The sequence below is a fragment of the Providencia sp. PROV004 genome (assembly GCF_011045615.1).
Lineage (GTDB): Bacteria > Pseudomonadota > Gammaproteobacteria > Enterobacterales > Enterobacteriaceae > Providencia > Providencia rettgeri.
In genome coordinates this window covers 4224819-4238475 of sequence record NZ_CP042859.1, presented here as the reverse complement: position 1 = coordinate 4238475, position 13657 = coordinate 4224819, and the positions used below count along the sequence as shown (strand labels likewise).

Here is a 13657-nt window from a genome sequence, read left to right as displayed (position 1 = left end):
ATAATTTGTAAAGCGTGGTAATGTAAGGGCGGAGTATGTCGAACAGTATCTGTCTTCGGGTGAGAGATTATCGCACGTTACCGCGTGTGCTCTTGGCGCTTATCTTTTTTGTTATTATTGGATGTAGTAGCAAAGATTGGCGAAAGAACGAGGTATTTGCCGTTCCACTTCAACCTTCATTGCAACAAGAAGTGATACTGGCTCGTATGGAACAAATTCTTGCGAGCCGGTCTTTAACCGATGATGAATACGCACAGCTTTTATATGAGCGCGGTGTGTTGTATGATAGTCTCGGTTTAAGGGCACTGGCGCGTAATGATTTTTCAACTGCGTTAGCCATTCGTCCTGATATTCCTGAAGTTTTTAATTTTTTAGGAATATATTTTACGCAGGCAGGCAATTATGATGCTGCCTATGAAGCGTTTGATTCTGTTTTAGAGCTTGATCCAACTTACAATTTCGCGCGAATGAATCGTGGCATCGCATTATATTACGGTGAACGATACAAACTAGCGCAGGATGATCTGCTGGCGTATTATCAGATAGATCCAAATGATCCTTTTCGTACTCTGTGGCTTTATCTCGTAGAGAAAGATATAGACCCGCGTATGGCGCAAGATAATCTTGCCGCCCGCTACAACCAAGCGGAGAAAGGGCAATGGGGCTGGAATATCGTAGAATTCTATCTTGGCAATATCGATGAAAATACATTGATGGCGCGTTTGAAAGAAACGTCTACGGATAACACTTCGCTCGCTGAGCATCTCAGTGAAACTAACTTCTATTTAGGTAAGCATTACCTAAGTCTGGGGGATAAGGATAGCGCAGTTGCGTTATTCAAACTGACGGTAGCTAACAACGCTCACAGCTTTGTTGAACACCGCTATGCATTGTTGGAATTGGCGCTGTTAGGCCAAGAACAAGACGACCTTTTAGAATCGGGCCAGCAATAGCTGACGAACATTTCACGATATTTTTTTAAGTCATCATCCCTCGGGATGACGGCCTATTTGTTCGTTTAATAAACACAATTTGAGCCAGTTCACATTTTAAATGAAAATGACCGAAATGATTTTCGCATGGTTATGTAAACTGGCTGCCATTATGTATGAGGCACCTTTACATGACTACTGAGACCGATATTTCTTTTGCTGAGTTAGGTTTATCAGCATCTATTTTGACAGCACTAAACGACCTGGGATATGAAAAACCATCACCAATCCAACAACAATGTATTCCATTGTTAATGGATGGTAATGATGTATTAGGTATGGCACAAACAGGTAGCGGTAAAACTGCTGCATTTAGTTTGCCATTACTGCATAACATCGACCCAGATTTAAAAGCTCCGCAAATTTTAGTCCTTGCACCAACTCGTGAGTTGGCTGTTCAGGTAGCGGAAGCAATGAGCGATTTCTCTAAACATATGAATCGCGTTAACGTTGTTGCCCTGTATGGTGGTCAACGTTATGACGTACAATTACGTGCGCTGCGCCAAGGACCGCAAATTGTTGTGGGTACACCAGGCCGCCTTCTGGATCACTTAAAACGTGGCACGTTAGACCTCTCTAAATTAAAAGGCTTAGTTTTAGACGAAGCTGATGAAATGCTGCGTATGGGCTTCATTGAAGATGTTGAAAACATCATGAGCCAAATTCCAGCTGAGCACCAAACTGCGCTGTTCTCTGCAACAATGCCTGAACCAATTCGTCGTATTACACGTCGTTTTATGAAAGACCCGAAAGAAATTCGCATTCAGGCTAGCATTACCACTCGTCCAGATATTGCTCAAAGCTATTGGACTGTGTACGGCATGCGTAAAAATGAAGCGTTAGTACGTTTCTTAGAAGCAGAAGACTTTGATGCTGCGATTATTTTCGTACGCACCAAAAATGCAACATTAGAAGTGGCTGAAGCATTAGAACGCAATGGCTACAACAGCGCCGCATTGAATGGTGACATGAACCAAGCACTGCGTGAGCAAACGTTAGAGCGCTTAAAAGATGGTCGTCTAGATATCTTGATCGCTACTGACGTTGCAGCGCGTGGTCTGGATGTTGAGCGTATTAGCTTAGTTGTTAACTACGACATCCCAATGGATGCGGAGTCTTACGTTCACCGTATTGGTCGTACAGGTCGTGCGGGCCGTGCGGGCCGTGCGTTACTGTTTGTTGAGAACCGTGAACGTCGTCTGCTACGTAACGTTGAACGTACGATGAAACTGACTATTCCTGAAGTTGAGTTACCAGATGCAGATCTGCTTAGCCAACGTCGTCAGGCGAAATTTGCTGAGAAAATTCAACAGCAATTAGAAAGCAGCGATTTAGACCAATACCGCTCACTGTTAGCGAAAATGTCCCCATCAGAAGATGTTGATATGGAAACCTTAGCGGCAGCCTTGCTGAAAATGGCACAAGGTGAACGTGCGCTGATCTTGCCACCAGATGCACCGCGTCGCCCACGTCGTGAATTCAACGACCGTGATGATCGTCGTGGTGATCGTCGTGACCGTAATAGCAATGGTAATGGTTTTGACCGTGCAGAACGCGGTGAGCGTGGCGGTCGTCGTGAGCGTCGTGATGTGGGTGATATGGAGATGTACCGTATCGAAGTTGGCCGTGATGATGGTGTGGAAGTTCGTCACATTGTTGGTGCGATTGCTAACGAAGCGGATATCAGCAGCCGTTATATCGGTAATATCAAATTGTACGGAACGCACTCGACAATTGAATTGCCAAAAGGTATGCCAACGGACGTGTTAACTCATTTAAGTCGCGCACGCATTTTGAATAAACCAACTCAAATGCAGCTGATCGGTGATGCACAACCGTTCGAACGTCGTGGCGGTGGTGAGCGTCGTGGTGGTGGTCGTCGTGATGGCGGTAGCGAAGGTGGCTTCGGTGCAGGTCGTCGTAATGACCGTGGCGGTGAGCGCGGTGGTGAACGTCGTGGCGGCGGTGAGCGTCGTGGCGGTGGTAACCGTGACCGTGGTAACTCTGCTCCACGCCAAGATGGCACTAATGCGGCACCTCGTCGTCGTAGCAGCAGCCATAACGCATAATGACTTGGTTTTATAGGGATTAATTCCCTACTAAAACACAAAACCCGCATTTCATTGAAGTGCGGGTTTTTTTATTTAAGTTTGTTTAGCCCTTCTTTCAATCAACCTTCTTCTAGCTTCACTAACTGTCATTATACGATTATTATCCACGTTATTTTTAGCGGCCATAATCAGTTTTAATAAAGCATCTGATTGTTGTGTTTTCAAATTGTTATACATATTAGAGAACAATTTTTCATATTATGATTTTAAGCTAACCCCAATGCCTCTTTTAGTGGTTTTAGATAACGACGGCTAACAGGAATGCGCTCACCTGAGCTCAGTACTAACTCCGCTTGCCCACTGTCACCAAATAAAATTTCGTTTAATTGGGTCATATTGACTAAATATTGGCGATGGCAGCGCACTAAAGGTGTTCGAGTTTCTAAGGTTCGTAAAGTGAGCTCTGTAAAACCTTCCAATCCTTGCGTACTCATTACATACACGCCACTCATTCGCGAGGTGGCATATAGCACTTCATCAAGTTTCATTAAATAAATACGGCTATGGCCAGTGCAAGGGATAAATTTTAGTGGCTCATTGTTACTTAACAGCTCTAGATTTTGTTTTTGCTTGCCTTGGCGTAGGCGGTTTAAGGTCTTTTCTAATCGTTCTGTTTCAAGGGGTTTTAACAAGTAATCAAAAGCATGTTCTTCAAAAGCCTGAATGGCAAATTCATTAAAAGCGGTAAGAAAGACAATATAAGGGCGGTCTTCTGGATCTAGCATGCGTACCATTTCTAAACCCGTTAGGCGTGGCATTTGAATATCCAAAAAGACCACATCAGGCTTTTTTTTATGGATGATGCCAATCGCTTCTATTGCGTTGGCACATTCGCCAATAATTTCAATATCATCGTGTTCTTCGAGCAGGCAACGCACATTTTCCCGTGCAAGAGGTTCGTCATCAACAATCAATACATTCATAGAGGTAATTTAATCATTATTATGTTGTAGCCAAATAAGGCAGGCGAATTTTCATTCGGGTGAATTTTTCTGGCTCGTGTTCTACGCTGATGCCATATTGCTCACCATATTTTAAACGTAAGCGCCTATCGACTAAGCCCATCCCTAAGCCATCAGACTGTTTTGCAGGCTTATACAGCCCTGCGTTATCTTCTATTTCGATATACACATGTTCACTGCCGATATAACTACGTATTGTAATATAACCCGTTTCTAATAACTGTGAGGTGCCATGTTTAATTGCATTTTCAACCAATGGTTGTAGGGTAAATGCAGGCAGTTCAACCTGTTTGACTTCATCAGGGATCTCAATATGAATTTGTAAGCTTTCTTGAAAACGGGCTTTTTCTATCTGTAAATAGGCATTGATATGTTCAATTTCTTCGCCGAGTGTGGCACTTTGCTCGGGCCGTTTTAGGTTATTACGGAAAAACGTCGAAATATACTGCACAAGCTGGCCTGCTTGTTGGCTATCTTTGCGGATCACGGCTTGCAGAGTGTTGAGCACATTGAACAAAAAGTGAGGATTTACTTGAGCGTGAAGCAGCTTAACTTCGGATTGCAACAATGATTGTTTGTTGCGTTCATATTGGCCCGCTAAAATTTGTGCAGAAAACAAGCTGGCAATTCCTTCACCGAGAGTACGGTTTATGGAACTAAACAGGCTATTTTTCGCTTCATACAGTTTAATGGTACCAATCACTTTTTCGTTTTCTCCGCGTAATGGGATCACTAACGCAGAGCCGAGTTTACAGGTGGGGCTTAATGAGCATTTATACGGAGTCTCATTGCCGTCAGCATAGACGACTTCATTATTCTCAATAGCTTGCCTTGATTGGCTTGACGAAATCGGTGTCCCGGGTCGATGGTGGTCAGCGCCAATGCCAATAAACGCGAGTATTTTTTCACGATCTGTAATGGCGACAGCACCAATTTCTAACTCTTGATAAATAATCTTAGCGACCTTCATGCTGTTGTCAGCATTAAAGCCTTTACGCAGAATCCCTTCAGTCGTTAAAGCAATTTTTAGTGCCTGAGCAGAGAACGCGGTAGTGTATTTCTCAACAATCGCACGGCGGTCGAGTAAAATTCGAATAAACATTGCCGCACCAATAGTATTCGCGATCACCATCGGTGCAGCGATATTTTTAACGAGTTCTAGCGCTTCATCGAAAGGTTTCGCCAGCAATAAAATAATTAGCATCTGTATGATTTCAGCGATAAAAGTGACACAACTGGCAATCATAGGATTAAAAATTTTATTAATTTCGCCACGTTTCATAAAGTAACGATGAACTAACCCGCCAATCAATCCTTCAACAATGGTCGAGACCATACAAGCAAAGGCGCTCATCCCTCCTAATGAATAACGATGCAGCCCACCAGTGAAACCGACAGCAAAGCCGACCACAGGGCCGCCTAATAGGCCGCCAAGTACGGCTCCAATAGCGCGAGTATTGGCAATAGAATCATTGATATGCAAACCAAAATAAGTACCGATAATGCAAAATACCGAGAAAATCAGGTAGCACATGACTTTATGCGGTAAGCGGATGGTCACCTTCAGAAGAGGGATAACTAATGGTGTGCGGCTAAGCGCCCAAGCAATAACGAGGTAGACACACATTTGCTGGAGTAGGAGTAATATTAAATCAAATTCGTACATGCTCGTCATAATTCGTGATGTGGGGGTGTTGACTTCGTCATCTCGCCCTAGTCACATACTGATGTATGCTCCTAGGGTCTCGCTTCCTCGTCGCCTACCCACATCGCGAATTATTTAGAGCATGGCTCGTTATGTTTCACGTTGTGGGGGTGTTGGCTGCTCTCGCCTACTCGGGTCACATGCTGATGTATGCTTCCCAAGATAGTCTCGCTTGCCGCCTACCCACATCGCGAATTATTTAGAGCATGGCTCGTCGTGTTCACGTTGTGGGATTCTTATTTGGGGTTGAGTTATTTACTATTGTTATCTATTTTTAGTATTTATTTGGCTAGTCATTATACCGTAAGTCATTGGCTAAGTAATCGGCATTTGAGAAAAGTGCACTCATCATTATTTGACATAAGGTAGAAATCGCTTCAATATTAGTCAATGTCCTACCTTTTCGTGATCTTGCGCACGAATTTATTAACGCTGTATTTAACTTTCTTGTCATACTCTAGGGATGATAGTTTCCCCCGTTATTATTTAAGGTTCACATAAATAATGAAAAAAAGAACAATAGCACTGATTTTGCTGATGCTTATCTTAATCGCAGCAGCGGCACTTTTTCATTCCCATAACCAATATTTATTGTTACAGGGAGAGGTGGATGCACCCGAGGTAATCGTCACCTCGAAGGCAAAAGGACGAGTGATAGAACGCCACGTAGAGCGTGGCGATGATGTCAAACAAGGGCAATTACTGATAACTCTAGAGAGCCCAGAACTGCAAGCGCAATATGAGGCATCGAAATCCGCGAGAGACCAAGCAAAAGCGCAACTAGAACAATCCATGAATGGGACTCGTGTTGAAACCATCCGCGATTTACAAGCCTCATTATCACAAGCCAATTCTCAATATCAAAATGCGTCTCGTGAATATGCTCGTTTGAGTAATTTGAAAGGTAAAGGGTATGTTTCCGCGAATGAGCTTGATAATGCACGTAAAGCCAAAGATGTGGCTTTTTCGCAAGTGCAAAGTGCAAAAGCGCGCTTAGATGAGGGCTTACATGGTGACCGTATAGAGCAACGCCAACAATATGAAGCGGCATTACAACAAGCAGAACATAAACTTGCTGAAATCCAAGTACAAATTGATGACTTGCAAGTAAAAGCCCCTGTAGATGGCGAAGTTGGCCCTATTCCTGCTGAAATAGGTGAACTTTTCAATGCCGGTAGTCCTTTAATTTCATTAATTCGACTTCCTCAAGCTTATTTTGTCTATAACTTGCGTGAAGATATTTTAGTTGATGTGAAAAAAGGCGACAAAGTGCAACTTGATGTGCCTGCCTTGGGGAATAAGTTAATTGAGGCTGAGGTTCGCTATATCGCACCGAAAGGTGACTATGCGACAAAACGAGCGACACGTGCAACCGGTGACTTCGATTTAAAAACATTTGAAATTCGTTTATACCCTGTAGAGCCGATTGAAGGGCTAAGGCCTGGTATGAGTGTATTATGGCACTGGGATAAGTAAAAGGTGTTGCCATGAAATTTAAGTTCGCTTGGCACGGTTTTGAGCACGCCTTTAGCCGTGAAACCCAAATGGCTATTCGTAGCCCTGTTTTTCATTGGTTAAGCTGGCTGTTTCCATTAATGCTGTTTACGTTAGTTAGTGCTAACTTTTCAGAGGGGACATTGATGGATTTACCCGTTTCTGTGGTGGACAATAACCATAGCCCAGTGTCTCGGCAAATTATTCGTGACCTCGATGCGGGTCCACATGCGGATGTGAAAACCATTGATGACAATCTCAGTACATCATTAAAAAGACTCGGTAGTTCAAAAGATTACGCGTTATTGTACATTCCTCATAACTTCGAAGAAGATGTCTTACGGGGGCGTCAACCTGAGCTACGTATGTATTATAATGCGCTCTTCTATGCATCAGGCAGTTATGCGATTCAAGATTTTAGTGGGTTAGTGGCAGAGCTGAATGCGAAGTATCGCCAAGAAATGGCCAAGTCAATGGGAAAGGCGTTGCCTCCGTTAGCCCAAGTGACACTTTCTTATGACAGTTTATTTAACCCGAGCGGTAGTTATATTTATTATCAGCAGTTTGCTGCAACCATTCATATGCTCCAGCTGTTTGTTGTTACCGCAACAATCTATACGATGTCACGAGGTTCTACCTTACAAAGTGTTAAACCGTTTGTGATGGCGTTACTTGGGAAGTTAGCCCCTTATACCTTATTTTTCAGTATATTACTTGCTGTAGAGATTGCGGCATTAGTTACTATTTTTGATGCTAAAGTGGTAGGAAACCCGTTGTATATGATTATATTAGGGTTTTTCTATGTCATAGCAGCGCAGAGTATTGGTTTATTGCTGTTTAGTTTTACCTCAAGTGCCATTATGGCGTATAGCTTGATAGGGATGCTGGTGAGTATCGCTTTGGCCTTTTCGGGTATGGCGGTACCGGAACTGTCAATGATATTGCCTGCACAAATTATTTCGAATATTGAACCACTTACACATACGTTAAATGCCATGTTTGATATTTTCTTGCGGGAGATTTCCTTTGCTCGCATTGTTCAAGTGTGTCTATTCTTATTGATTTACCCATTTGTCATTGGCTTTTTAATTCGTAAGCGTTTAGTCAAACGGTTAGAAAACCAAGGAGGGGTTGTCTGATGGCTATTTATTTTGCAACCTTTCGTAAAGTGCTACTGGGAATGCTGGAAAAACCGATGTGGCTGTTATTGTTGGTTTCTCTGTGCGTCATGAGCTTAGTTTATGCAAAGCCCGTTCTTTGGGATTTACCTGTTGCTGTGATTGATATGGATCACAGCACAGCAAGCCGCGAGTTAATCCGTGACCTCGATGCGACACCGAAAGTGGAATTGCAAAGTTATGATAACCTTGCTCAAGCGCGTCAAGATATGATCGCGAGAAAACTATTCGCGATAATTATCATTCCAACGGATTTCCAACAACATTTACTGAGCGGTAAAAATATCACGGTGCCAGTGTATGGCGATGGAACCAACCGGCTAGCGAGTGGGCAAATTCAGCAAGAGTTATCAAAAGCCTACCAAACCCTGCTCAATGCTTATAACACCCAATTACTCACTAAAGCAGGTTATAGCCAAGAGCAGGCTAAAGTGATTATTACCCCTATCCGCAGTGAAACTGAGCCATTGTATAACCCAGGGATCAGCTTTGCAGCGATCGTTTTTCCTGGCTTATTGGTGATGTTATTGCAGCACTCCTTACTGATTGCCTGTGTACGAGTCAGTATCGCGGTGCGTTCTACGCCTAAAGGAAAGCCGCCATTAGCCGTTTATTTAGGGGCGTTATCTGCTTTAATTCCGATCTGGTTATTTTTATCCACTGTATTTTTCGCGCTTTGGCCATGGGTATTGGGCTACCGACAAGAAGCGCCATTGTATGTAATTTGGATGTTCACGTTCCCATTCCTATTAGCTGTTTTAGGGCTTGGCAAGTTAGTGACGGAATGTTTGCGCAGTGTTGAAATGATTTACTTAACTTTGGCATTTATTACCACCCCGGTGTTTTATATGTCAGGCACGATTTGGCCACTACAGGCGATGCCTGATTGGGTACGTATGATTGCCTCTGCATTACCATCTACATGGGCTACAAACGCCATGGCAGGCCTTAACCAAATGGGATTACCGTTTAGTGATGTACTTATGGATATCGTGATGATGTTGATTTTAGGCGTTATTTACACGGTTATTGGGGTATTCATTGGTATGCTCCGAGATGGAGAATTACGCCATATTAGCCATATGTTTAACCGTTGGCGCAGGCATCGGCATTAACCGTTATTTTTGAGTAGGAAACCTATTGCTGAGTTGGGATCAACGGCTTTTGTTGCCATTTTTGCTTCTTGGCTTAAGGTTTCCCAGTCATCAGGAGGGCTACCTGTACTTAGCATTGAGGCAAATACTTGATAGGCATCATGTATAGCCGCAGGGATAGTTGTTTGGCTGCATTCGGTAAGGTGGGATTTTGCACGTAAAGACACGGTGCTTGGGTCTATATCAATCATTTTATTTACCTCAAAACTTTCCAGTCTATCCTCAGTGTAATGCAAATGCATTGTACCTGAGGATAGGTGGTTATAAGGTGGGTAATTGATTTAAGGCACCATCGACAATCCTGCAATTTGTCGCCAATAACCATTGCAATTTTTATCTGAAATATTCAATGGAATATCCCCATTTTCATTCGCTTTAAATTGCTTGAATATCTCAAGTGACTCAATACCTTCAGGGGATATGCGTACAATATCCACAAGGTCATGCATTGAATACAGGTCATTGCCAAGGTTATAGCAAGCACCACTGAGCGTTTGAATACCATTCAACGTAAACACCTGCTGATGTTCCTGAGAAAGCACCTTGCGCCCTTGTGGGTAGTTTATACAACAAGTTTCGCATTCGTCTTTTTGCTTATTTTCAGAGCGCGCAGTAAAGCAGCGTGCGGAATAGGCAAGTGGTAAGTGACCGTAGCTCATTACTTCAACATCAAATTTGCCACGAATACCGATGTCATCGCACTGATTTAGCAAATTAACCAGCCAGTCACGCGATAACTCTACAGGCATACACCAGCGCACCATACCTTGGCGTAACAGAATATTTAAGGTTTGTGCGTTATAGCAATTCAAACCGTGACCAGCGACAAAAGGAAGGTTTCTTTCGACTAACATGTTGATCACACCAAAATCATGGGCTTCAACGAGAAACTCGCCATTATCAACTAATTTGCTGATTTCTTTAAGTTCGGAAGGAGCTTGAAGAAGAGCAAGGGTACTCAGAACAATTTGTTTGCCACTCTTGGCGAGTTGTTGTGCGAGTTCTATCCAGTCATTGGGCTTCATTTCTCGGCGTTTACTACACACCGTCTCACCGAGATAAATAATATCAGCGTCGCTTTGCATGGCGTGTTGATAAAAATCTTCCAGCGTTTGTTTTGGCCAGTAATAAAGAATAGATCCTAACGAGTACTGCATGATATTTACCTTTTAAATTACTGCCATTTACGATGATAGGCACCCAATGTGGTTTGGCTTCCTTCAGACAGCCCACCTAACGCTTTTAGCCATTTCGGGTCAGTGACAAAATTGTTAGGGTTGGATTTGAAGCGGTCGATGGCTTGGCGCCAAATACGCGTCACTTCAGTCACATAAGCAGGACTGCGCTGGCGGCCTTCAATTTTGACAGAGGCAATATTTGCTGCCATCAGTTCAGGTAATAATTCAATGGTGTTGAGGCTGGTAGGCTCTTCAAGGACATGATATTTCTGTTCATCGACAAGATAACGTCCTTTACATAGCGTTGGGTAGCCTGCATTTTCATCTTTTTGGTAACGGTCTATCAACACATTATTGAGGCGTGATTCCATTCCTTCTTCCGTTTGTTGCCAACGAACAAAACGGGCTGGAGAGCATGCGCCTACCGTATTTGGTGACTCACCTGTGAGATAAGAAGACAGATAGCAGCGCCCTTCAGCCATGATACATAAACTACCAAAAGCAAACACTTCCAGTGGCACAGGGCTATTTTTGGCTAATTGTTTTACTTGGTGAATAGATAGCACACGTGGAAGGACAACGCGGTGGACTTGGAAATTACGTTCATAGAAGCGGATGGCTTCAGTATTGGTCGCTGAGGCTTGGACAGAAACGTGCCTTTCAATATGTGGGTATTTATTTGCAGCGTACTCTAACATGGCAATATCGGCTAAGATCAAGGCATCAGCACCAAGATCTGCGGCAAGATCGACGGAGTTTTGCCAACGTTCGTAACCATTAGGATGTGCAAACGTATTAATCGCAATATGTAATTTTCGTTTACGGTTATGGATATAACGCTCAGCTTCATGCAGTTTTTTTTCAGTAAAATTAAGTCCTGCGAAATGCCGTGCATTGGTATCATTTTTTAGTCCAATATAAACGGCATCAGCGCCGTTATCGACCGCCGCTTTTAAAGCGGGCAAATTCCCTGCGGGGCAGAGTAATTCCATTGTCCTATCCCTGTGTAAAATTTAACAGCTGACATTCTAGTCAACAGAACTGTTATAGATTTTGATTTAGAGCAGAGAAATTGTTAATGGATATCAGTATTCGTTAATTAAGGTCGTTAGGGAAATAAGGGGGCTGGTGGGTAATAAAGCAACTTTACCAAATGAAAGAGGATAAGTTTTATAAATAGGGGATATGAATTATTTATGACTAGTTTTTGATCGTTTATTGGAACGGATAGGTAATTAGGGATGATTTTTTATCCATGGGAAGTGAGAAATAAATATTGGCGGGATGGGCAAAAATTGATATAGGATCAAGCCAATAATAACATTTTTTGGCAAGATAACTTATCGTGAGTCAAATGTTAGGTTAATGGCTTCAATAAATGGGGTTATTAGCGTCGAAAATTTAATCGTCTAAATATGCAATATGTTACCCTAAATAATTCGAGCTGCTACTGCTGTTAAGTAGTTACACGAAAACGGGCAGACAATTACTACGGGAGTCAGTACTGTGTTAGGTAAAATTCGTTCTCAACTCATCACGAAAGGCCCTTCATTTTTGAAACTGCCTTTAAAAGTAACCCCATTCGCATTGCAGCGCCAAGTTCTTGAGCAATTACTAAGCTGGCAATTTCGTGAATCAGTGAAAGAAGGGGAACTTGATTTTCTCGAAGACAAATGGCTAAAGGTTGAAGTTCGTGACTTAGCGTTAGTCTGGTTTATCAGTTTGCAAGGTGGCCAACTGTCCGTCAAACAGCATGCAGAGGCTGATGTTAGTGTGAGTGGTAATGCGAATGATCTAGTACTGATCGCCGCGCGTAAAGAAGACCCTGATACGCTCTTTTTCCAACGTAGGTTGGTGATTGAAGGGGATACAGAGCTTGGCCTCTATGTGAAAAACTTAATGGATGCTTTTGAACTCGAAAATATGCCAGCTCCGTTGCGTTTTGCTTTATTACAATTGGCTGATGTAATTAAAACCGTGCATGAAAGTGAGGACGTAGAGCATAAGTCGCCTGCGTTAACTTCATGCTAATTCGAGTTGAAATCCCTGTCGACGCAATGGGTATTGATAAATTATTGCGTGAAACGTTTCCAACTGAAGCAGAAGCTAATCTTGTTCAACATTTACGTGAGGATGGTTTGCTAACTCTCGGGGTTGTGGCAACAAATGATGATGGTGAAGTGATTGGCTATGTAGGCTTCACGCCTGTCGACGTTAACGATGAAGACGTGCAATGGGTTGGCCTTGCACCATTAGCGGTAAATAAAGCGCATCAAGGCCAAGGGATTGCAGAAAAACTGGTCTATGAAGGGTTAGATAGCCTCAATGAGTTTGGTTATGGTGCAGTCGTTGTACTGGGGGATGAACGCTACTATTCGCGCTTCGGTTTTGAACCCGCTGCAAGTCACGGTATAAGCTGCCAATGGCCTGAACAACAAGCTCATTTTTTGGTTTGTGGCTTAGAGAATGGTGAAATTGGAGAACACCAAGGTTTGGTGACTTACTCTTCACACTTCAATAATTTATAGTTAGCTAAGTAGTTAACTAAGTCATCGGGCTGGTCTATGACCAGCCTTTCTTTTGTTTTTTTATTCAGTTGCTTAACTTGATATTCTATTTTCGACGCTGCTGAACGAGAACCAATAAAACACGAGAATGCTAATGTCAGTGGCATTTTCCCTTTCAATGCTTTTGCCCCTGTTCCTGCTTTATGTTGCTCAAAACGACGTTGCACATTGGTGGTGATACCACAATACAAGGCGTTATTTTTCTCTCTCACCAAGTAAAGATACCAGTCATTTTGTTCTAATTGGCTATTATTTAGTGTTGTTTTTATCATTCTGTGCTGATTTATAAGGGAAAAATATTGGGTGAACAACGAAT

The 13657-nt window shown here is 42.8% G+C and carries 13 protein-coding genes; 7 read left to right on the top strand and 6 right to left on the bottom strand.

The genetic code is table 11. The features are described from left to right. The first annotated feature begins 35 nt into the window (after positions 1-35). Both nlpI and FVA69_RS19540 read left to right on the top strand, forming a co-directional pair. The gene (gene nlpI / locus FVA69_RS19545) at positions 36-953 is read left to right on the top strand and encodes a lipoprotein NlpI (RefSeq protein WP_004907480.1); all 918 of its coding nucleotides are present in this window, start codon (positions 36-38) and stop codon (positions 951-953) included. Positions 954-1123: 170 nt separating this feature from the next. After that, positions 1124-3061, top strand: coding sequence for a DEAD/DEAH family ATP-dependent RNA helicase (locus FVA69_RS19540; RefSeq protein WP_004907484.1), 1938 nt, complete (start codon positions 1124-1126; stop codon positions 3059-3061). Between the two features lie 248 nt (positions 3062-3309). On the opposite strand, the gene btsR is transcribed toward FVA69_RS19540, so the two are convergent. Together btsR and FVA69_RS19530 are read right to left on the bottom strand one after the other, a co-directional pair. Further along, positions 3310-4026: a two-component system response regulator BtsR gene (btsR, locus tag FVA69_RS19535; protein ID WP_110731590.1), complete on the bottom strand. Its 717-nt coding sequence runs from the start codon at positions 4024-4026 to the stop codon at positions 3310-3312. A gap of 19 nt (positions 4027-4045) precedes the next feature. Next, positions 4046-5731 (bottom strand): sensor histidine kinase, encoded by a 1686-nt coding sequence (locus FVA69_RS19530; RefSeq protein ID WP_004907485.1) that lies wholly within the window; start codon positions 5729-5731, stop codon positions 4046-4048. Positions 5732-6274: 543 nt separating this feature from the next. Between FVA69_RS19530 and FVA69_RS19525 the strand changes: the two genes are divergently transcribed. From FVA69_RS19525 to FVA69_RS19515, 3 genes are read left to right on the top strand one after another with little or no spacing between them, the layout of a single operon-like run. Continuing rightward, positions 6275-7246 carry an HlyD family secretion protein gene (locus FVA69_RS19525; protein WP_004907488.1) on the top strand — a complete coding sequence of 324 codons (972 nt, stop codon included), beginning with the start codon at positions 6275-6277 and terminating at the stop codon, positions 7244-7246. 11 nt (positions 7247-7257) lie between these two features. Further along, positions 7258-8403, top strand: coding sequence for an ABC transporter permease (locus FVA69_RS19520; protein WP_004907489.1), 1146 nt, complete (start codon positions 7258-7260; stop codon positions 8401-8403). Then, the gene (locus FVA69_RS19515) at positions 8403-9557 is read left to right on the top strand and encodes an ABC transporter permease (RefSeq protein WP_004907491.1); all 1155 of its coding nucleotides are present in this window, start codon (positions 8403-8405) and stop codon (positions 9555-9557) included. The genes FVA69_RS19520 and FVA69_RS19515 overlap by 1 nt, the downstream gene beginning before the upstream one ends. On the opposite strand, the gene FVA69_RS21315 is transcribed toward FVA69_RS19515, so the two are convergent. The 3 genes from FVA69_RS21315 to ubiU all read right to left on the bottom strand — a co-directional run bounded on the left by FVA69_RS21315 (position 9554) and on the right by ubiU (position 11766). Continuing rightward, positions 9554-9787 carry a hypothetical protein gene (locus FVA69_RS21315; protein ID WP_198635110.1) on the bottom strand — a complete coding sequence of 78 codons (234 nt, stop codon included), beginning with the start codon at positions 9785-9787 and terminating at the stop codon, positions 9554-9556. The two genes, FVA69_RS19515 and FVA69_RS21315, sit on opposite strands and share 4 nt — an antisense overlap. 90 nt (positions 9788-9877) lie before the next feature. Continuing rightward, positions 9878-10753 carry a U32 family peptidase gene (locus FVA69_RS19505; RefSeq protein ID WP_109912114.1) on the bottom strand — a complete coding sequence of 292 codons (876 nt, stop codon included), beginning with the start codon at positions 10751-10753 and terminating at the stop codon, positions 9878-9880. Positions 10754-10770: 17 nt separating this feature from the next. Continuing rightward, entirely contained in the window at positions 10771-11766 is a 996-nt protein-coding gene (ubiU, locus tag FVA69_RS19500; protein ID WP_004907495.1) for a ubiquinone anaerobic biosynthesis protein UbiU, read from the bottom strand. Between the two features lie 514 nt (positions 11767-12280). On the opposite strand from ubiU, the gene ubiT reads away from it, so the two are divergent. Together ubiT and FVA69_RS19490 are read left to right on the top strand one after the other, a co-directional pair. Further along, complete coding sequence (gene ubiT, locus FVA69_RS19495; protein ID WP_004907497.1) at positions 12281-12805, top strand: ubiquinone anaerobic biosynthesis accessory factor UbiT; 525 nt, start codon at positions 12281-12283, stop codon at positions 12803-12805. Further along, positions 12799-13302, top strand: coding sequence for a GNAT family N-acetyltransferase (locus tag FVA69_RS19490; protein WP_004907498.1), 504 nt, complete (start codon positions 12799-12801; stop codon positions 13300-13302). The genes ubiT and FVA69_RS19490 overlap by 7 nt, the downstream gene beginning before the upstream one ends. On the opposite strand, the gene FVA69_RS19485 is transcribed toward FVA69_RS19490, so the two are convergent. Further along, the gene (locus FVA69_RS19485; RefSeq protein WP_004907500.1) at positions 13275-13613 is read right to left on the bottom strand and encodes a GIY-YIG nuclease family protein; all 339 of its coding nucleotides are present in this window, start codon (positions 13611-13613) and stop codon (positions 13275-13277) included. The genes FVA69_RS19490 and FVA69_RS19485 overlap by 28 nt on opposite strands. Between the last annotated feature and the right edge of the window lie 44 nt (positions 13614-13657).